Source organism: Streptomyces melanosporofaciens (genome assembly GCF_900105695.1).
Lineage (GTDB): Bacteria > Actinomycetota > Actinomycetes > Streptomycetales > Streptomycetaceae > Streptomyces > Streptomyces antimycoticus.
The window spans coordinates 8,933,151-8,952,035 of the sequence record NZ_FNST01000002.1 but is presented as its reverse complement, the minus strand read 5'-3'; the positions used below and the strand labels follow the sequence as shown (position 1 = coordinate 8,952,035).

General features: G+C 71.1%; 16 protein-coding genes and 1 pseudogene. 11 read left to right on the top strand and 6 right to left on the bottom strand.

Annotated features, from left to right (window positions below):
- Positions 1-17: 17 nt before the first annotated feature.
- Positions 18-2,123 (bottom strand): pyridoxamine 5'-phosphate oxidase family protein, encoded by a 2,106-nt coding sequence (locus BLV72_RS40985; RefSeq protein ID WP_093468831.1) that lies wholly within the window; start codon positions 2,121-2,123, stop codon positions 18-20.
- Between the two features lie 142 nt (positions 2,124-2,265).
- On the opposite strand from BLV72_RS40985, the gene dhaK reads away from it, so the two are divergent.
- The 9 genes from dhaK (at position 2,266) to BLV72_RS40945 (ending at position 10,825) form a co-directional block, all read left to right on the top strand.
- Positions 2,266-3,258: a dihydroxyacetone kinase subunit DhaK gene (dhaK, locus tag BLV72_RS40980; protein ID WP_093468829.1), complete on the top strand. Its 993-nt coding sequence runs from the start codon at positions 2,266-2,268 to the stop codon at positions 3,256-3,258.
- A 58-nt stretch (positions 3,259-3,316) separates the two neighbouring features.
- Positions 3,317-3,952 carry a dihydroxyacetone kinase subunit DhaL gene (gene dhaL, locus BLV72_RS40975; RefSeq protein ID WP_093468828.1) on the top strand — a complete coding sequence of 212 codons (636 nt, stop codon included), beginning with the start codon at positions 3,317-3,319 and terminating at the stop codon, positions 3,950-3,952.
- Complete coding sequence (locus BLV72_RS40970) at positions 3,949-4,365, top strand: PTS-dependent dihydroxyacetone kinase phosphotransferase subunit DhaM (protein ID WP_093468826.1); 417 nt, start codon at positions 3,949-3,951, stop codon at positions 4,363-4,365. Before dhaL ends, BLV72_RS40970 begins: the two co-directional genes overlap by 4 nt.
- 695 nt (positions 4,366-5,060) lie before the next feature.
- Entirely contained in the window at positions 5,061-6,140 is a 1,080-nt protein-coding gene (locus tag BLV72_RS40965; protein WP_093468825.1) for a polyprenyl synthetase family protein, read from the top strand.
- Positions 6,137-7,060, top strand: a complete 924-nt coding sequence (locus BLV72_RS40960) for a terpene synthase family protein (RefSeq protein WP_093468823.1) — start codon at positions 6,137-6,139, stop codon at positions 7,058-7,060. The genes BLV72_RS40965 and BLV72_RS40960 overlap by 4 nt, the downstream gene beginning before the upstream one ends.
- Before the next feature lie 14 nt (positions 7,061-7,074).
- Positions 7,075-7,737 carry a cytochrome P450 gene (locus tag BLV72_RS51270; RefSeq protein WP_280143040.1) on the top strand — a complete coding sequence of 221 codons (663 nt, stop codon included), beginning with the start codon at positions 7,075-7,077 and terminating at the stop codon, positions 7,735-7,737.
- Positions 7,734-8,435 carry a cytochrome P450 gene (locus BLV72_RS51265; protein WP_280143063.1) on the top strand — a complete coding sequence of 234 codons (702 nt, stop codon included), beginning with the start codon at positions 7,734-7,736 and terminating at the stop codon, positions 8,433-8,435. Before BLV72_RS51270 ends, BLV72_RS51265 begins: the two co-directional genes overlap by 4 nt.
- An 82-nt stretch (positions 8,436-8,517) precedes the next feature.
- On the top strand, positions 8,518-9,879 hold the full coding sequence (locus tag BLV72_RS40950) for a cytochrome P450 (protein WP_093468822.1): 1,362 nt from the start codon (positions 8,518-8,520) through the stop codon (positions 9,877-9,879).
- A gap of 265 nt (positions 9,880-10,144) precedes the next feature.
- Positions 10,145-10,825: a TetR/AcrR family transcriptional regulator gene (locus BLV72_RS40945; protein ID WP_093468820.1), complete on the top strand. Its 681-nt coding sequence runs from the start codon at positions 10,145-10,147 to the stop codon at positions 10,823-10,825.
- A gap of 161 nt (positions 10,826-10,986) precedes the next feature.
- Here the strand turns inward: BLV72_RS40945 and BLV72_RS40940 are convergent, their stop codons facing one another.
- Both BLV72_RS40940 and BLV72_RS40935 read right to left on the bottom strand, forming a co-directional pair.
- Positions 10,987-11,949, bottom strand: coding sequence for a quinone oxidoreductase family protein (locus BLV72_RS40940; RefSeq protein ID WP_093468819.1), 963 nt, complete (start codon positions 11,947-11,949; stop codon positions 10,987-10,989).
- 57 nt (positions 11,950-12,006) lie between these two features.
- A complete protein-coding gene (locus tag BLV72_RS40935; protein WP_093468817.1) occupies positions 12,007-12,771 on the bottom strand; it encodes an SDR family NAD(P)-dependent oxidoreductase in 765 nt (254 codons plus the stop codon).
- A gap of 253 nt (positions 12,772-13,024) precedes the next feature.
- Here BLV72_RS40935 and BLV72_RS40930 point away from each other — a divergent pair, with 253 nt between their 5' ends.
- Complete coding sequence (locus tag BLV72_RS40930; protein ID WP_093468816.1) at positions 13,025-13,621, top strand: TetR/AcrR family transcriptional regulator; 597 nt, start codon at positions 13,025-13,027, stop codon at positions 13,619-13,621.
- Positions 13,622-13,816: 195 nt separating this feature from the next.
- On the top strand, positions 13,817-15,226 hold the full coding sequence (locus tag BLV72_RS40925; RefSeq protein ID WP_093468814.1) for an MFS transporter: 1,410 nt from the start codon (positions 13,817-13,819) through the stop codon (positions 15,224-15,226).
- On the opposite strand, the pseudogene BLV72_RS40920 reads toward BLV72_RS40925, so the two are convergent.
- From BLV72_RS40920 to BLV72_RS40910, 3 genes and pseudogenes are all read right to left on the bottom strand, one after another.
- A pseudogene (locus BLV72_RS40920) lies at positions 15,220-17,249 on the bottom strand (helix-turn-helix domain-containing protein). The gene BLV72_RS40925 and the pseudogene BLV72_RS40920 overlap by 7 nt on opposite strands.
- A 245-nt stretch (positions 17,250-17,494) precedes the next feature.
- Positions 17,495-18,301 carry a 3-hydroxybutyrate dehydrogenase gene (locus tag BLV72_RS40915; RefSeq protein ID WP_093468813.1) on the bottom strand — a complete coding sequence of 269 codons (807 nt, stop codon included), beginning with the start codon at positions 18,299-18,301 and terminating at the stop codon, positions 17,495-17,497.
- Positions 18,302-18,356: 55 nt separating this feature from the next.
- Positions 18,357-18,836: an NUDIX hydrolase gene (locus BLV72_RS40910; protein WP_093468811.1), complete on the bottom strand. Its 480-nt coding sequence runs from the start codon at positions 18,834-18,836 to the stop codon at positions 18,357-18,359.
- Positions 18,837-18,885 lie beyond the last annotated feature (49 nt).

The following is an 18,885-nucleotide window of genomic DNA, read 5'->3' as shown; positions in this document are numbered from 1 at the left end:
GGTCCACGGCCCGGGCCTCAGCCCTCCACCCGGGGGCTGTCGTCGGTGCCGCGCCGTACGACCTGTACCGGCCGGCCCGGACGCCAGGTGCGCAGCACCATCTGCCCGTTCTCCAGGGCGGTGTGCACCACCTCGGTCAGCTCGGCGCGGTAGAGGTGGAAGGGCTCGGGCGGCCGGACCTCCTCGGCGAAGCGGGCGACCGTCTCGGGGTCGGTCACCTCGACCGCCCGGCCGCTCACCCGCACATCGCCCTCGGTCAGCCCCTCGCCGGGGCCCGGGTTGGCCTGCACCGAGAACCGCGGATCGCGGCGCAGGTCCAGCGCCTTGCGCGAGTCGGGCATCATGCCCAGCCACAACTCACCGGAGAGGAAGGTGACTTCGAGCGGTGTCACCCGCGGGGAGCCGTCCTGGCGCAGGGTGGCCAGCACATGGTGGCGGTAGCGGCCGAAGCGGTCCTGGGCGTAGTCGGCGAAGGCGGGCTCGGCGGCCGCGAATCCGGCCCAGCTGGTGGTCGGGTAGGTCATCGTCATGGCGCCCATGCTCGGACCGTTTCCGGACGTCTCCTGTCGGGATTTTGCGGCTTCCGACTCCCGCGCCTGATCCGGCGGCAGATACGCGTTCCACTCGGTGCCCGGCAGCGGATAGGCGACCCAGGTCCGGGCGTAGGACGGCGGCCGGGTCTGGCCGCGCCGCAGCAGCAGCGCTGTGGGTTCACGGGCGGCGCGGCGCAGCAGCGTGGGCAGAGTGGTGGACCGGTTGTTGCCGCTGGTCTGCGCGGAGGAGCAGCCCGCGTGGTACGCGATGGGCAGGGCGCGGTCGCCGGTCACCAGACAGGGCGGGCGCAGCCCCAGCCGCTGCAGCCCCTGTGCGGCGGTGCGATAGCGCCCGGTGGTGTTGTCGGACTGCTTGGCGGTGTGATTGAGGATGACGAACTGGCTGGCCAGATGGAGGGTGATGACCACCCCGAGGGCGACCGCCAGGTGCTGCGGTGAGCGCGCGGCCCGCACCGCGCGGAACACCAGCCCGGCGATCGGCAGTGCCAGCAGCGCGTAGGAGGGCATCAGGAAGCGCGGTGCGGAGTAGCCGATGAGCAGCAGATACGGCAGGGCGAGGGTGGCCGCGCAGACGATGGGCAGCACGGTCAGCGGTAGGGCGGGGAGCCGGGCGGCCGGTCTGCCCAGCCCCACCCGCACCCGGCGCGCCTCTTGGCGGTCGCGCAGCGCGGCATGGACGCACAGGAGGGTCAGCACGGGCAGCGCCAGCCACCATACGGTCAGCTCCGGGTGGCGCAGCGGCACCTCGCAGGGGCGGCAGAGCTGAGGTCCGTTGAGGCTGCGCAGTGCGGCCCCCACGCTGAAGTGGAGGCCCATGCCGCCCTCGACGTCGCTGGAGATGTTCAGCCGCTCGCCGATGCCGCCGAAGCGGTCGTACGCCTCGCCGATCCACTGGGCGGCGCCGAGCAGCGGCCCGCCGATCAGCGCGGGCAGGGCCGGCCGCCAGGTGCGCACCCCGATCGCGCCGATCAGCAGCGGCAGGGTGAGCCATCCCCCGTCGGGGGTGCGCACCAGGGTGACGCCCGCGAGGACGGCGGCCAGCCACCAGCGGGCGTTGGTCTCGTGCGGCGCGCGGAGGAACCAGCCGACGGCGGCGACGGCGCCGATCGCCACCCAGAGGTTGGGCATCACCGCGGGCCCGCTGATCTGGGTGATCCACAGTCCGGAGAAGAGCAGCGCGGCCAGGGCGACCTGGGCCGGGGGCAGCAGCCGGGTCCAGACCCGGAAGGCGCCGTAGAGCGCGCCCGCGGAGGCCAGCATGAGCAGGATCCGCAGTGCCGGAATGGAGTCGGTCGCCGCCACGACGGGCGCGACCAGGAGACTGACGCCGCGCGAGCGGGGTGCGCTGAAGTACGCGGGCGGGGTGCGCGGATCGACCTGGGAGACGTACACGGACTCGTCCCAGCCCAGCGCGTGGCCGGTGTGCGGAATCACCATGGTGAGCTGGACCACGGCGTATCCGATGGCCACCAGCCCGAGCCAGGGGGCCGGGCGACGGTACCGCCGCGGCTGGCGTGGCTGGGGGCGCGGGGGCAGGACGGCGGCCGCCGGTGCGGCAGTATTCTCCATGCGCGCACCATATGATGTCTATGTACCTTTTTCGTCCTATTAGGCCATCCGGCTCAGTGTCCAAGGGGTGCCATGGAGGCGACGGATCCGTAGGCTGTTGCAGCGGTGCACAGCCCCCATCCGGCGGAGGACGGACACACCCATGAAGATGCTCATCAACGTCCCCGAGACGGTGGTCGCCGACGCGCTGCGCGGAATGGCCGCCTGCCACCCCGAACTGATCGTCGACGTCGAGAACCGGGTGATCGTCCGGCGGGACGCGCCGGTCGAGGGCAAGGTGGGACTGGTCTCCGGCGGCGGATCGGGACATGAGCCGCTGCACGGCGGTTTCGTGGGGAGCGGCATGCTCGACGCCGCCTGCCCCGGCGAGGTGTTCACCTCCCCCGTACCGGATCAGATGGTGCGCGCCGCGGCGGCGGTGGACAGCGGCAAGGGCGTGCTGTTCATCATCAAGAACTACACGGGCGATGTGCTCAACTTCGACATGGCCGCCGAGCTCGCCGAGGACGAGGGCATCCAGGTCGCGAAGGTCCTGGTCAACGACGATGTGGCAGTGACCGACAGCCTCTACACGGCAGGCCGTCGCGGCACCGGGGCCACCCTGTTCGTGGAGAAGATCGCGGGCGCGGCGGCCGCCGAGGGCGCGCCGCTGGAGCGGGTGGAGTCGATCGCCCGGCGGGTGAACGAGCTCTCGCGGAGCTTCGGCGTCGCGCTCAGCCCCTGTTCCACCCCGTCCAAGGGCGGCCCCACCTTCGAACTGCCCGCCGGGGAGCTTGAGTTGGGCGTGGGCATCCACGGCGAGCCGGGGCGTGAACGGCGGGCGATGATGACCTCCCACGAGATCGCCGACTACGCGGTGCAGGTGGTGGTCGAGGACCTGCGCCCGGAGAGCCCGGTGCTGCTCCTGGTCAACGGCATGGGCGCGACCCCGCAGCTCGAGCTGTACGGCTTCGCCGCCGAGGTGCACCGGGCGCTCGGCGAGCGGCAGGTGGCGGTGGCGCGTACGCTCGTCGGCAACTACGTCACGTCACTCGACATGGCGGGCGCCTCGATCACGCTGTGCCAGGTCGACGAGGACCTCCTGCGGCTGTGGGACGCGCCCGTGCGGACCGCCGGGCTGCGCTGGGGTGCCTGAGGCCGGCCGGCCCCCGATACGTACGCTGTCGCCGTTGGCTACGACCGAGGAGGCGCCTGTGTCCAGCAGTGAACCCGCCGTCGATGACACGCTCGACACCCCTTTCTTCCTCCGATGGCTCACCGCCGCGGCCACGTCCGTGAGCCATGAGGCGGCCCGTCTCACCGATCTTGACTCCGCGATCGGCGACGCCGACCACGGCACCAATATGCAGCGCGGCTTCGCCGCCGTGGCCGAGGCGCTGGAGAAGGAGCCGCCGGGCTCGCCCGGGGCCACGCTCATCCTGGCCGGGCGCCAGCTGATCTCCAAGGTGGGCGGGGCCTCCGGACCGCTGTACGGAACGCTGCTGCGGCGGGCCGGCAAGGCGCTCGGCGACGCCGAGCAGATCACCCCGCAGCAGCTGGCGGACGCGCTGCGGGCCGGGGTGGACGCGGTGGCGCAGCTCGGCGGCGCCGCGCCCGGCGACAAGACGATGCTGGACGCTCTGCTCCCCGCCGTCGAGGCGCTGGGCGGGGCCACCGGGTCGTTCGCGGCCGCGGGCGAGGCCGCCGAGAAGGGCGCGCTGGCCACCGTGCCCATGCTGGCGCGCAAGGGCAGGGCCAGCTATCTGGGTGAGCGCAGCGTCGGCCACCAGGACCCGGGCGCCACCTCGTCCGCGCTGCTCATCGCGGCACTGGCGGAGGCGGCCCGATGACCGACGAGGGTGAGAAGAAGCTGGTCGGCATAGTGCTGGTGTCGCACAGCGCGGCGGTGGCGGACTCGGTGGCCGAGATGGCGAAGGGGCTGTCCGGCGGCGGCGCGGCACCGGTCCGCGCCGCGGGCGGCACCGCGGACGGCGGGTTCGGCACCAGTCCGGAGCTCATAGCGGAGGCGGCCCAGGCGGTCGACCAGGGCGCCGGAGTGGCGGTCCTGGTGGACCTGGGCAGCGCGGTTCTGGCCGTCAAGGCGCTGCTGGCCGAGGGCGATGAACTGCCGGAGGGCACCCGATTGGTGGACGCGCCGCTCGTGGAGGGGGCGGTCGCGGCGCTCGTCACCGCCTCTACCGGGGCGGATGTGGACGGGGTGCTCCAGGCGGCCTCGGAGGCGTACGACTACCGCAAGGTCTGACACGGCTACGCCTGACACCGCGAGGTCCGGCACCACAAGATCGGACAGCGCACGGCTTCGGACAGCGCACAGCTATTGAACGGGGCTCCGCCGGCGAAGGCGAGGCCCCGTTCAGTCTTCAACGAACCCTCCGTCGCAATATTGCGGGCCGTTTATTCCCCTGATGCTCGCCGCGTACGGGGCGAGTTGCCCGTTTCGGACCGCCTCGCGCACGGCGAGACCTCACCGGCTCCCGGCCGTCAAGTGATAGGCGCGATACCAGAACGGGCTTCCGAATCCGTCGATCTTGCGTCTAGACTGCTGATGTCCGAGTGGGGGGACCGGCGGCACTCAGGGGGAATAAATGGGCGTAATTGAGTGTGCCCGCGCACACCTGGCATCCATCGAACCGATGATGCCGACGCGGGCGTCCCACCGGCCAGGGCCCCGTTGCGGGCTGGCTCGCATTCCACGTGCGGAAATGACCCGACCGCGCCGATCTCATGGTTCCTTGAGCGTCTGATCTTCGCGCCCGTCGCGGCGCGTTCGACACATCGACCATGAGGCAGCGGTTGCACCGCCGCTTCTGCCTTCATGGTGCCGCACACAGCGCGGACGGCAATCCATCTTTTCCGGAGAAGCAAGGGTTTCCGCGTGCCTGTTTTCTTCTCCTTAATCAACGGATATCGACATTTCGACGTGGAGGAGTCAGTCGCATGACCACACCCACGCTCAGCCCCGGCCGCTTGGACGCGGATACCGTCCGCGAGTCGGTGGACGTCGTACTCGAAGACTTTCTGACGGCCAAGGCCCGTACCACTCCGCAACACCATCTGCCGTATCTCTCCGGACTGCTCAAGGATTTCCTGTCCGGCGGAAAACGCATACGGCCCCTGTTGTGTGTCACCGGCTGGCAGGCCGTCGGCGGCGGCGAGGACACCGACGCGGTGTTCCGGGTGGCCGCCTGCCTGGAGATGTTCCACGCCTTCGCGCTGATCCACGACGACGTCATGGACGACAGCGACACCCGCCGCGGCCGCCCCACCATCCATCGCACCCTGGCCGCGCTGTGCGCCACCGACCGCAGGCCGGATCAGATCGAGCGGTTCGGGGTCAGCGGGGCGGTATTGCTCGGCGACCTCGCGCTCACCTGGTCGGACGAACTCCTGCACTCGGCCGGCCTCACCCCCGCACAGTTCGAGGCCGTGCTGCCGCTGCTGTCGGAGATGCGCACCGAGGTGATGCTGGGCCAGTACCTCGATCTGCAGGCCACCGGGGAGCTGACGGACGACGTCGAGGCCACCCTCACCGTCAACCGGTACAAGACCGCCAAGTACACCATCGAGCGTCCGCTGCACGTCGGAGCCGCCGTCGCGGGCGCCGGCCCGGAGGCCATGGAGGCGTTCACCGCCTACGCGCTGCCGCTCGGCGAGGCGTTCCAGCTCCGCGACGATCTGCTGGGCGTGTACGGCGATCCGGATTCGACCGGCAAGTCCCAGCTGGACGACCTGCGGGCCGGGAAGAACACCACCCTGATCGCGCTCGCCCTGCGCGGCTCCGACAGCGCCCAGGCGGCGCGGTTGCGCAGCCTCATCGGCAATCCGCTGCTGGACGAGCGGGACGCCGTGACCATCCAGGAGATCTTCGCCGCCACCACCGCCCGGGAGGCCGTCGAGCAGATGATCGACGACCGCCGGACACAGGCCCTGCGGGCCCTCGACGACGCCCCATTCACCGCGGACGCGGTCAACGCGCTGAAGCTGATCGCCCGCATGGCCACTGTGAGGAACTCATGACGACAGGACTTTCCACGGCCGGGGCCCAGGACATCAACCGGAGCAGCGTCCGCCCGTACCTGGAGGAATGCACCGGCCGCTTCCAGGAGATGTTCGACCGCTATGTCGTCACCCGGCCCACCAAGGTCGAATTGACCGACGCCGAACTGCGCGAGGTCATAGACGACTGCAACGCGGCGGTGGCCCCCCTCGGTAAATCGGTTTCCGATGAGCGCTGGATCTCCTATATGGGGGTGGTGCTGTGGTCCCAGAGTCCCCGCCATATCAAGGACATGGAGGCGTTCAAGGCCGTCTGCGTCCTGAACTGCGTGACATTCGTGTGGGACGACATGGATCCCGCACTGCATGACTTCGACCTCTTCCTGCCGCGACTGCGCGCGATCTGCGAGAAGTACTACAGCCCCGAGGACGCGCAGGTCGCGTACGAGGCCGCGCGCGCCTTCGTCACCAGCGACCATATGTTCCGCAACTCGCCCATCAAGGCGGCGCTGTGCACCACGTCCCCGGAGCAGTATTTCCGATTCCGGGTCACGGACATCGGTGTCGACTTCTGGATGAAGATGTCGTACCCGATCTACCGGCATCCGGAGTTCACCGAACACGCCAAGACAAGCCTGGCCGCGCGGATGACCACCCGCGGACTCACCATCGTCAACGACTTCTACTCCTATGACCGCGAGGTCTCGCTGGGCCAGATCACCAACTGTTTCCGGCTCTGCGATGTGAGCGACGAGACCGCGTTCAAGGAGTTCTTCCAGGCCCGGCTCGATGACATGATCGAGGACATCGAGTGCATCAAGGTGTTCGACCGGCTGACACAGGACGTCTTCCTCGATCTGATCTACGGCAACTTCGTCTGGACCATCAGCAACAAGCGCTACAAAACGGCCGTCAACGACGTCAACTCTCGTATCCAGTAAGGGAACGGGGAACCGTGACTCCCGCGACGAGCTCCGCACAGCCGGAGCGCTCCTGGACCACCGGCACGGCGCCCGGCTCGGTGCCGCTGCTGGGGCACACCGTGGCGCTCTGGCGCCGTCCGCTGCAGTTCCTGGCCTCCCTGCCCGCCCACGGCGATCTGGTGGAGGTCAGGCTGGGGCCCAGCCGCGCCTATCTGGCCTGTCATCCCGAGCTGGTCCGCCATGTGCTGCTCAATCCCCGTGTGTTCGACAAGGGCGGGGTCTTCGACAAGGCGCGCCAGCTGCTCGGCAACAGCCTCTCGGTCTCCCGGGGCGAGGACCACCGCACGCAGCGGCGGATGATCCAGCCCGCGTTCCACACCCCGAAGATCGCCGACTACACCGCCGCGGTCGCCGATGACACCCGCGCCGCGATCGGCTCCTGGGAGCCGGGGCGGACGCTGGACATCAGCGACACCATGCACGGCCTGCTGATGCGGGTCGCCGCGCGGACGCTGTTCTCCACCGGTATCGACGAGGCGACGATCGACGAGGCCCGCCACTGTCTGCGCATCGTCTCGCACGGCATCTACAAGCGCACCATGGCGCCTTTGGGCATCATGGAGAAGCTCCCCACCCGGGCAACCGCCGCTATGACCGGGCCAATGCCCGGCTGCGGAGAATCGTGGACGAGATGATCCGCGACCGCCGGCGCTCCGGCGCCGACCACGGCGATCTGCTCTCCACGCTGCTGCGCGCCGAACACCCCGAGACCGGCGAGGGGCTGGACGACGGCGAGGTCCTCGACCAGGTGGTCACCTTCCTGGTCGCCGGGAGCGAGACCACCGCCTCGACGCTCGCCTTCGTCTTCCATCTCCTGGGCGCCCACCCGGAGGTGGAGAAGCGGGTGCACGCCGAGATCGACGAGGTCCTCGAGGGACGTTCGCCCACCTTCGAGGACCTGCCGTCCCTGGAGTACACCCGCGGGGTCATCACCGAGTCGCTGCGGCTGTATCCGCCGTCCTGGATGGCGATGCGGGTCACGGCGGCCGAGACCGACCTCGGTGGGCGGACCATCCCGGCGGGCACGATGATCCTGTACAGCGCCCAGGCGCTGCACCACAACCCCGAACTGTTCCCCGAACCCGAGCGGTTCGACCCGGAGCGCTGGCTTCCCGACCGGGCCAAGGACGTGCCGCGCGGGGCGCTGCTCCCGTTCGGCGCGGGCAGCCACAAGTGCATCGGGGACGTCCTGGCGCTGACCGAGACCGCCCTGATCGTGGCGACGATCGCGAGTCGGTGGCGTCTTCGCCCGGTGCCCGGGACGACGTTGCGCCCCGAGCCGAAGGCGACGCTCGAACCCGGCCCGCTGCCCATGGTGTGCGAGCCGCGCTGACGACGTCCGGTCCGGGGCCCACCCCGGACCGGACGCCCCGTACGTTCCGTACTCCACCTCGCGAGCGAAGGACATCTTCCGCATGAGGACCGCGCAGCACCCGGCGACGCGCCACTGGCGGCACGCCCTCGCCCCCGGCGGGCTTCCGCTGGCCGGCCATGCCCTGCTGATGGGCCGCAAGCCGCTTCAGTTCCTGGCCTCCCTGCCCGCCTACGGCGATCTGGTCGAGCTCCGGCTGGGGCCCCGGCCGGTCTTTCTGCCCTGTCATCCGGAGCTGGTCCAGCAGGTGCTGGTGAACGCGCGGATCTACGACACCGGCGGGCCGGTCAAGGAGAAGGCGAAGCCCATCCTGGGCAACGGCCTGATCACCTCCGACTGGGCGGACCACCGACGGCAGCGCCGGCTGGTGCAGCCCGCCTTCCAGGCCGCCCGGATCGCCACGTACGCCGAGGTGATGGAGGAGGAGTGCGAGGCCGAGTCGACGGCGTGGACGGCGGGCCGGCCCCTCGACGTCAGCCATGAGATGCTCGCGCTCACCGCGCGGGTGACGGCCCGTGCGCTCTTCTCGACCGATATGGCGCCGCATGCCGTGGCCGAGATCCAGCGCTGTCTGCCCATCGTCGTGGAGGGCGCCTACCGGCAGGCGATCGACCCCACCGGGCTGCTGGCCAAGCTCCCGCTCGCGGCGAACCGGCGCTTCGACGACGCGCTCGCCCGGCTCAACCAGCTCATCGACCGCATGATCGACGGCTACAAGCGGGCGGACGACGGCGACCGCGGCGATGTGCTGTCCGCGCTCTTCGCCGCACAGGACGACGAGACCGGCGGCACGATGTCGGACCAGGAGATCCACGACCAGGTCATGACCCTGCTGCTGGCCGGGATCGAGACCACTGCCTCCGCGCTGACCTGGGCCTGGTTCCTGCTCGGCCGCAATCCCCGGGCCGAGGCCGCGCTGCACGCCGAGGTCGACGAGGTGCTGGGCGGGCGGGCCCCGCGCTACGCCGACGTCCTCCGGCTCGCCTACACCCAGCGGGTGTTCAGCGAGGCGCTGCGGCTCTTCCCGCCCGCATGGCTGTTCACCCGGACCACCACCGAGGCCACCGAGCTCGGCGGGCGGCGACTGCCCCCGGCGTCGGACGTGCTGATCAGCCCGTATGTGCTGCACCGCGATCCGGCCCTCTTCCCCGACCCGGAGTCCTTCGACCCCGACCGCTGGCTCCCCGAGCGGGCCAAGGACGTGGCCCGCGGCGCGTATCTGCCGTTCGGCGGTGGCAGCCGGAAGTGCATCGGCGACGTCTTCGGCATGACGGAGGCGACACTCGCCCTGGCCGCGATCGCGGGCCGCTGGCGGATGCGACCGATTCCGCGGACGAAGATCCGGCCGAGGCCCCAGATGAGCCTCACCGCCGGTCCGCTGCGCATGATTCCGGAACCACGCTGAACGCCCTCCCCCTCGGACCGCGGTGAACACCCTGCCGCTCGGATTGCGGTGGGCGCCCACCGCGGTCCGCCGAGCGGGGCGGGCCGGGGCGGGGCGGGGGGCGGGCCGTCGAGCGTCCCCGGCCGGGGCGGCCGTCGATCACGCCCTCCGGCAGGCGCCGATTGCGGCTTCCCCGAAGCCGGAATCGGGGATGGTTCCCCGTTCCTTCGATGATCTGAACACCTAACCGGAGAGATTCCCCCGGTTAGTGTTAGGGTTGCGGGCCATGGGCAGCCGTGTGGAGAAAGAGACACCGTTGCGCCGAGACGCACGGCGCAACCGCGAGATGCTGATAGCTGCCGCCCGGGAGATCTACACGGATCAGGGCGTGGACGCCCCGCTCGACGACATCGCCCGTCGGGCCGGAGTCGGCAGCGCCACTCTCTACCGGCGGTTCGCCGGCCGGGCGGAACTCATCGAGGCGGTATTCGGCGATTCCCTGCGGGACATCCTGCGGGCCGCCGAGGAGGCCCGCTCGGCGCCGGACGCCTGGGTCGGCCTGACGGCCTATCTGGAGCGCATATTCGGGCTGCTCGCCGCCGACCGGGGCACCAACGACCTGATGACCACCAACATCCAGGGCGTCCCCTCGCTCGACGCGCTCCGTAAGGAGAACCACAAGACGCTCGACGTCCTTCTGCGCCGCGCCCAGCAGCAGGGCGCGGCCCGTGAGGACGCCACCGCGGAGGACCTGCTGTTCCTGCTGGCCGCGCTCGGCCGCGCGGTCCCCGGCTCGACCGTCGCCGCGCCGCTGGCCTGGCGCCGCTATCTGGCCCTGCTGCTCGACGGGCTGCGCCCCGAGGGGTCCCACCCGCTCCCGGCCCCCTCGCTCACCGGGGACCAGCTCGGCGCCGCCATGCTCCAGCTCGGCAAGGTGCGACGGCCGCGTATCGGACGGGCCGACTAGGGGGCGACCGGCCCTTGACGCGCAAGGGGCCGGACCACGGCACCCGGCCGGGCACCGGATGCCGCTCCGTACGACGCCCCGGACCGAAGCCCGCACGGGCCGGGGCCGCCGCACCTACGAGTCCCGGCCGCGTCACCTCCGACTTCAGCGGGCCTCGGCGGTCAGAACCTCAGGACGAGCCTGCCCCGCACGCCGCCCGCCTCGAAACGACGATGAGCATCGGCTGCCTGGTCGGCGGGGTACTCAGCGGCGACGCGCAAGGTGATGCGGCCCTCCTCCGCGAGCACGCGCAGGGAATCCAGCTTCCCGTGCGCGTAGCGGTAGTCGGGCACGAAGACGTTCCGGACTGCCACCTTGCCCGTGTCACCGAGGGGTGAGGTACCGGGTTCTCCCTCGCTGCGCGCCAGGGCGATCTGTCCCCCGGGCCGGACGGCGGCAAGCGCCTCGGGCCCCAGGACGGCGGCGTCCATGACGGCCTCGACACCGCCGGGAACGACCTCGCGGATGCGCTCGGCCACGCCCGGCCCCCTGCCCACAACCCGGTCAGCACCCAGCGAGCGGACCAATTCCTCATCGGCAGGGGCCGCATCCGCCACTACACGCAGCCCGTCCGCCTTGGCCAGTTGCACGGTGTACCCGCCGAGAGCGCCTGCCGCGCCGGTCACGGCGATCCAGTCGCCGGGGGCCAGGTCGAGTACGTCGAGGGCGCGTCGCGCTGTCAGCCCGTTCATCGGAAGAGTGGCCGCCTCGGCGTGCGTCGTTCCGGCGGGCGCTCTCACGACCTGGCGCGCGTCGAGGACGAGGTACTCGGCATAGGCACCCCCGGAAGGATCGACGGGGATGACGATTGCCATCACACGGTCCCCCACGTGCAGATCGGTGACCGTGTCCCGGCCGATCTCGTCAACCACGCCCGCCGCGTCCATGCCGGGCCGGTACGGCGGGGTCAGGCGCCCTGCGAGCATGGGGTCGGTGAACCCCCTGCGCAGCAGGACATCCGACGGGTTCACCGACACCGCGTGCACACGGACGCGGATCTGTCCGGGTCCGACCTCCGGGAGTGGGATGTCGACGACCTCGAGCACCTCGGGGTCGCCGTAGCCGAACACTCCTACAGCCTTCATTTCGCCGCTTCCTCTCTCGGGGGCGCAATCGCAGTCATACGCTTCTTCGCGCGGGCCTCAGTAACCGGCCGTCAGGCCACCGTCGATGGCGAGAGCCGCACCGTTGATGAATCCGCTCTCGTCGCTCAGCAGGAAGGTCGTGAACGCGGCGATCTCGCTCACGTCGGCGGACCGACCGATCGGCTGCTGCTCGAGGATGCTGTTCGCGGCGCCCGGATTGCTCTCGGTGAAACCTCGCCACAGCGGGGTGTTCACCAAGCCGGTCAGCAGGGCATTGACCCTCACGCCCTCCTTGGCCGCGTCGAGCGCCGCGGAGCGAGTGAGACCCACGACGCCATGCTTGGCGGCCGAATAGGCCACGGCCGAAGGGTCACCTGCCGCGCCGACCACGGACGCGTTGTTGACGATGGAGCCGCCTCCGCTGGCGATGATCGCCGGGATCTCGTGCTTGAGGCTGTAGAAGACGCTGGTGAGGTTGAGAGCGACGACACTGTCCCAGAAGGACGCCTCCACCTCACGGATCGTCCCGTGGCTGTTGCCACCGCCCGCGTTGTTGAAGGCGCCGTTCAGGCCGCCGAACTCGTTGACCGTGACGTCGACCAAGTGGGCAACCTGCTCCTCAGCGGTGACGTCGGTCGGGACGAAGAGTGCCGTGCCGCCGTCGGCGGTGATCTCCGCAGCGACCGCTTCCCCCCGCGCCTTGTCGCGGGCGCCGATGACCACCGTCGCACCTTCCGAGGCGACCCTCTTGGCGGTGGCCGCGCCCATGCCGGAGCTACCCCCGGTAACGATGATCACCTTTGACTGCAGGCGGTTGGACATCTGTGCTCCATTCATTGACCGGCAGGGCCCACGCCACGTGTGCCGGGAGTTTCTGAGATCACGGGCGCGCGGATCAGCACCCCTCACGGCGAGCGGGAGCCGCTCGCTCCCGTGCCGCCGCTTGCACGTTATCAGGAATGACCGGTCGATAAAGATATGACGTGGGCCACGCGCCGCGAGGCTCGCACCTGACCGGACGGCCCTTGTTCGCGAATTCTGTACCGTTCGTTCTGACGTGCGTATACTTGCGCGCATGGCACGCATCAGGGAGTTCGACACCGAGAGCGCCGTAGAGGCTGCGATGAACACCTTCCGCCTCAACGGCTACGACGGCACGTCAATCCAGGACCTGGTAGAGGCCACCGGCGTGGGGCGCGGCTCGCTCTACGCGGCCTTCGGCAGCAAGGAAGGCTTGTACCTGGCAGCCATGGACCGCTACCGGGAGCGGTACGCGCTCCCTCTCGTCGAGCTCCTGCGCGACGGCGCACCGGGCCGCGAACTCCTGCGTGAGGTCCTGGTCGCGGCCGTGGACGAGATCGTCCTCGACGGGAGCCGACGAGCCTGCCTGATGGTCGGTGCGGCGGTCGGCCGGACAGGCCATGACCCGCAGGTATCCGCCCACGTGCAGTCCACCTCGGACATGCTGGAGGACGCGCTGGGCCACGTCGTCAAAGAGGCGCAGGCCGACGGGCAACTGTCCGCCAAGTACGATGCGCGCGTTCTGGCCCGGTATCTCGTCATGACGATGCACGGTCTGCGGGTCATGGGCGCGATCAGTCCCGATCGCGAGTCGCTCATGGCGGTGGCCGAGGTCGCCCTGGACACTCTCGACCGCCCCTCACTCTCCTGAGGGCGGCGTCCCTCGGAGCCTGCGCCGTCGCTACGCGTGTCCGCCTGACACTCACCTTCCCGAGCACCGGCATGGGGGCCACGCGCACCCCTGTCCATGGAACTATGTTGTCCCATCACATGTGCCCCTGACCTGCCACTTCCTACCGTGTCCCCACACGTACCCGTCCCCACCGCACACGAGGAAGTGGCGCACATGTCCTCCGCAGCTCCCGCTCCACCGACGCCCGGCAGCCTCAAGCGCATCGTCGCCGCGAGCCTCATCGGCACCACCATCGAGTGGTACGACTTCTTCCTCTACGGCTCGGCGGCCGCGCTGGTCTTCAACAAGCTCTTCTTCCCGGATTCCGATCCGCTCGTCGGCACGCTGCTGTCGTTCCTGACCTACGCGGTCGGCTTCGCCGCCCGGCCGGTCGGCGCCCTGGTCTTCGGCCATTACGGCGACCGGCTCGGCCGTAAGAAGCTGCTGATCCTGAGTCTGCTGCTGATGGGCGGCGCGACCTGCGCCATCGGGCTGCTGCCCACCCACGCCACGGTCGGTTCGGCGGCGCCCGTACTGCTCACCGCGCTGCGCCTGATCCAGGGATTCGCGCTCGGCGGCGAATGGGGCGGGGCAGTGCTGCTGGTGTCGGAGCACGGGGACGCGCGGCGGCGCGGGTTCTGGGCGTCCTGGCCGCAGACCGGCGCCCCGGCCGGGCAGTTGCTGGCCACGGGGGTGCTCTCCGCGCTCACCGCCCTGCTCTCCGACGACGCCTTCGAGGCGTGGGGGTGGCGGGTGCCGTTCCTGCTCTCCGGTGTGCTGGTACTGGTCGGCCTGTGGATTCGTCTCTCTGTCGATGAATCGCCGGTGTTCAAGGCGGCGCAGGCCCGCGCCGAGGCCCGTAAGGTGACCGCGGGTGAGGCGGCCACCGAGAAGATGCCGCTGGTGGCGGTCCTGCGCCACCACTGGCGGGATGTGCTGATCGCCATGGGCGCGCGAATGGCCGAGAACATCAGCTACTACGTCATCACCGCCTTCGTCCTGGTCTACGCGACCTCCGACCATGTGGGCCTCGGCAAGCAGACCGCGCTCAACGCCGTACTGATCGCCTCGGCCGTGCACTTCGCGGTCATCCCGGCATGGGGCGCGCTGTCGGACCGGATCGGGCGCCGCCCGGTGTATCTGCTGGGCGCGGTGGGCGTGGGCGCGTGGGCCTTCCCGTTCTTCCTGCTCATCGACACCAAGGGCTTCCCGGCCCTCTTGCTCGCCGTGACGGTCGGGCTGGTCTTCCACGGGGCGATGTACGCCCCCCAGGCGGCCTTCTTCTCCGAGATGTTCGCGACCCGGATGCGGTACTCGGGGGCGTCCATCGGGGCGCAGTTCGCGTCCGTCGCGGCCGGTGCGCCCGCCCCGCTGATCGCCACCGCGCTCCTGGCCGACTACGGCAGCGCGACCCCGATCGCCCTCTATGTGATCGCGGCGGCCCTGCTCACCCTGGTGGCCGTGGGCGTCGCCAAGGAGACCCGGGACCGCGATCTGGCCGCCGTCGAACCGACCTCGGCCCCGTCCCCGCGGCCGGCATCGGAGGCGGCGGAGCACACGGCCCGTTCGGCCTCGGCTCAGTAGCCCACGGCCGAGGCCAGGCGGTGCAGCCGCAGGGCGAGCTGGATCTCCAGGGAGCGGGCGGGCGACTGCCAGTCGGGGCCGAGCAGCCGCCCGACCCGCTCCAGCCGCTGCGCCACCGTGTTGACGTGCACGTGGAGGGCGTCCTTGGTACGGGCCGGGCTCATGCCGCCCGCGAAGTACGCGTCGAGGGTGCGGATCAGCTCGGTGCCGCGCCGCTCGTCGTAGTCGATGACCGCGCCCACGGTGCGGGTCACGAAGTCCTGGACGCCGGTGCCGTCCGGGGCGCCCTCGCGGGTACCGGCCAGCAGCAGGCCGAGAAAGCCGAAGTCCTCGGCGGCGGCTCCCTGTCCGGCCCGGCCCAGCACCCGCAGGGCGGCCAGACAACGCCGCGCCTCGGCATAGCCCGCGGCGACCTCCCCGGGCCGTGCGGCGGGCGCGGGGACGGGTGCGGAGGCGCCGACGGTGACCGCGGCGTGTACGGCGGTGCCCAGCTGCCGGGCGGTGCGGCGGGCGAGGGCGTCGGCGGTGTCGCCGTCGGCCAGCGGCAGCAGCAGCACGGTGCCGCCGTCGCGGGTGGCGGCCAGGCCGTGCCGGGTGACCGCCAGATGGGACGCGGCGGACCACAGCCGCCGACGGCCCTCGGCGTCCTCGGCGGGCGCGCCACCGGATCCGCCGCCATGTACGCCGCCTGATCTGCTTCCGGGTGTGGCGCCGGGGCCGCTTCCGGGTGCGCCGCCGGGACCGGTGGTGGGGTTGCCGGTGTCCGGGGCCTCGATACCCGCGGCAAGCACCACATGGGGCGTGTCCAGGTCCGCCCGGAGCCGCGCGGCCCGCTCGCGCAGCAGCCGGGGCTCGCGGTCGGGGGTGTCGAGCAGGTCGTCCAGGAGCTCGCCGCGCACCCGCTGTTCGGCCTCACCCGCCGAGCGGCGGGCGAGCTGCAGCAGCGAGGTGACCATCGCGGCGCGCTCCAGGGTGCGCTGGTCCACGGGGTCGAGCCGGGGGTGGCCGCGCAGCACGAGCGCGCCGAGCAGTTCGCCACCCGCCGAGACGGCGGCGACCCAGTCCTCCTCGCCGTCGCGCACCGCGTGGCCGTCGGCCCGGGACCGATCGACGGCCGCCGCGGGCGCCTCGTCGACCTCGAGGAACTCCACGGAACCGCTGAGCACCTCGGCCACGGCGTCGGCCACGTCGTGCACCCCGCCACCGCGCAGCACCAGCTCGGTGAGCCGGTCGTGGACCTCGGAGGCGCGCTCGATGACCCGGCTGCGGTCCCGGATGATCTCGTTGGCGGCCTCCAGCTCGGCGAGCGCCGTACGGGTCTCGGCGAGCAGATGGGCGGTGTCGATGGCCACGGCCGCGTGGGCGGCGAACGAACCGAGCAGGGCCGTCTGCTCGCGTTCGAACACCCGGGCCCGGCGGTCGGCCGCGAACAGCACACCGATGACACCGCTGCCGAGCAGCAGCGGCACCCCGAGGATGGCGACGAGCCCCTCGTCCCTGACGCCCGCGTCGATGGTGTGGGTGTGCTGGAACCGCGGATCGTGGAAGTAGCTCTCGGTGACATACGGGCGGGCGGTCTGGGCCACCAGACCGCCGAGCCCCTCCCCATGCCGAGCCGCAGCTGCTGGAAGCGGGCCGAGACCGAACCGTCGGTGACCCTCATATAGGTGTCACCGGCCGTCGGGTCGTTCAGCGTCAGATAGGCGACCTCGGTGCCCAGCAGGGAGCGGGCGCGCTGCACGATGGCCTGGAGCACGGCGTCCAGATCGCGCAGCCCCGCCAGGTCGTGGGCGGTCTCGTAGAGGGCGGACAGCTCGGCCTCACGGCGCCGTCGCCCCTCCAGCTCGCCGCGCACCCGCAGGGCGAGCAGCTTGGCGTGCTCCAGGGCCGCCAGCCGGTCGGCCGGGGCCTTGTCGGCGCGGGCACGCAGCACCGGGCGCTCGTACGCCTCGGCGGGCGCGCCGCGTACGAGCAGTTCCAGGTAGGGGGCCTCCGGCCGGTCGTCGGGCATGGTCACAGGCATACTCCCGCCGGGCCCGGCGGCGCCAGCCGTAAGGCGGCCCGGTACCCCTTCTATAGGGCGGCCGGGCAATACGCGGCCCGGTGGCTGAGCCAATGGGCCACCGTCCGCCGATGGCTGAGCCAATTCGTCCGCCAGTGGCTGAACCAATCGGCCGCTGTCCGCCAATGGCTGAGCCAATCCGTTGTCGTGGCCCGGTGGCTGAGCCAATCGGCCTTCGTCGTCCGGCGACCGATCCGATGGGCCGCTCAGTGGGCGGTCCATCCGCCGTCCATGCTGAGCGAGGCACCGGTGACAAAGGACGTGTGCGGACCGCAGAGATACGCGACGGCCTCGGCGACCTCCTCTGGTTCGACCAACCGCTTGACCGCCGTATCGGCCAGCATCACCTCGGCGACGACCCGCTCCGGTGAGATCCCGTGGGCCTCGGCCTGGTCGGCGATCTGCCGCTCGACGAGCGGGGTCCGCACATAGCCGGGGTTGACGCAGTTGGAGGTCACTCCGTGCGCCGCGCCTTCCAGGGCGGCGACCTTGGAGAGCCCCTCCAGACCGTGTTTGGCGGCCACATAGGCGGACTTGTACGGGGAGGCGCGCAGCCCGTGCACCGAGGAGATGTTGACGATCCGGCCCCAGCCCTGCGTGTACATATGCGGCAGCGCGCCGCGCACCAGCCGGAACGGGGCCTCGAGCATCACGGTGAGCACCCGGGAGAAGACCTCGGGCGGAAAGTCCTCGATGGGCCGGACGAGTTGGAGCCCGGCGTTGTTGACCAGGATGTCGACGCCGGCGGCGGCCCGTTCGGCGGCGTCGAGGTCGGTGAGGTCGAGGGCGTGGGCCTCGACCGGGCCGGGCAGATTGGAGGCCGCGGCGACCAGCTCGGTGAGGCCCTCGGCGTCCAGGTCGACGGCCCGCACCCGCGCCCCGGCGGTGGCCAGCCGCAGCGTACAGGCCCGGCCGATGCCCCCGGCGGCGCCCGTGACGAGTGCGGTACGGCGGGACAGATCGAGGCCGTCGGACGGCCGGGGGCCCGGGCCTGGTGTGGTGGACGCGCTCATGAGGGGCACATTAGGCAGCGCTGGGGCCCGGTCCGATGTGGGGGCGGCACATACTTCACTCCGCGACGGTGGGCTCGAACCATGTCGGGCCGTCCTCGAGCGCCTGCTTGATCCGGGACAGGGAGAAGTCCTCCATCTCGGGGAGCGCGTCGAGCGGGAACCAGCCGACGTCCACCGACTCGTCGTCGTTCACCCGCGCCTCGCCGCCGACCGCGCGGCAGCGGAAGCAGACGTCCACGAACTGGCACCGGTCGTCGTTGGGGTAGGTCACCGGCGCCAGGGTCCGTACGAGCACGATGCGTTCGGGGACACAGTGCACCGCGGTCTCCTCCGCCACCTCGCGGACCACCGCCGTGGCCGGCTGCTCACCGGGTTCGGGGATACCGCAGATGATGGTCCAGCGGCCGTTGTCGGCCCGGCGGCCCAGCAGCACCCGCCCCTGGTCGTCGAAGACCACGGCGCTCACGCCCGGCAGATACAGCAGTTGGTGACCGATGGAGGCCCTGAGGTCACGAATGAAGTCGGGGGTCGGCATGGGCCGAGAGTATCGGGCGGAAAAGGGGGCGCGCACGGCGGCCGAACGG

What these genes read in the sequence shown, in the direction of transcription:
- BLV72_RS40925 (WP_093468814.1), top strand. Translation starts at nt 13,817, where the DNA reads ATGTCCTCCGCAGCTCCCGCTCCACCGACGCCCGGCAGCCTCAAGCGC.
- BLV72_RS40915 (WP_093468813.1), bottom strand. Translation starts at nt 18,301, where the DNA reads ATGAGCGCGTCCACCACACCAGGCCCGGGCCCCCGGCCGTCCGACGGC.
- BLV72_RS40930 (WP_093468816.1), top strand. Translation starts at nt 13,025, where the DNA reads ATGGCACGCATCAGGGAGTTCGACACCGAGAGCGCCGTAGAGGCTGCG.
- dhaK (WP_093468829.1), top strand. Translation starts at nt 2,266, where the DNA reads ATGAAGATGCTCATCAACGTCCCCGAGACGGTGGTCGCCGACGCGCTG.
- BLV72_RS40960 (WP_093468823.1), top strand. Translation starts at nt 6,137, where the DNA reads ATGACGACAGGACTTTCCACGGCCGGGGCCCAGGACATCAACCGGAGC.
- BLV72_RS40910 (WP_093468811.1), bottom strand. Translation starts at nt 18,836, where the DNA reads ATGCCGACCCCCGACTTCATTCGTGACCTCAGGGCCTCCATCGGTCAC.
- BLV72_RS40985 (WP_093468831.1), bottom strand. Translation starts at nt 2,123, where the DNA reads ATGGAGAATACTGCCGCACCGGCGGCCGCCGTCCTGCCCCCGCGCCCC.
- BLV72_RS40970 (WP_093468826.1), top strand. Translation starts at nt 3,949, where the DNA reads ATGACCGACGAGGGTGAGAAGAAGCTGGTCGGCATAGTGCTGGTGTCG.
- BLV72_RS40935 (WP_093468817.1), bottom strand. Translation starts at nt 12,771, where the DNA reads ATGTCCAACCGCCTGCAGTCAAAGGTGATCATCGTTACCGGGGGTAGC.
- BLV72_RS40950 (WP_093468822.1), top strand. Translation starts at nt 8,518, where the DNA reads ATGAGGACCGCGCAGCACCCGGCGACGCGCCACTGGCGGCACGCCCTC.
- BLV72_RS51265 (WP_280143063.1), top strand. Translation starts at nt 7,734, where the DNA reads ATGATCCGCGACCGCCGGCGCTCCGGCGCCGACCACGGCGATCTGCTC.
- BLV72_RS40940 (WP_093468819.1), bottom strand. Translation starts at nt 11,949, where the DNA reads ATGAAGGCTGTAGGAGTGTTCGGCTACGGCGACCCCGAGGTGCTCGAG.
- BLV72_RS40945 (WP_093468820.1), top strand. Translation starts at nt 10,145, where the DNA reads ATGGGCAGCCGTGTGGAGAAAGAGACACCGTTGCGCCGAGACGCACGG.
- BLV72_RS40965 (WP_093468825.1), top strand. Translation starts at nt 5,061, where the DNA reads ATGACCACACCCACGCTCAGCCCCGGCCGCTTGGACGCGGATACCGTC.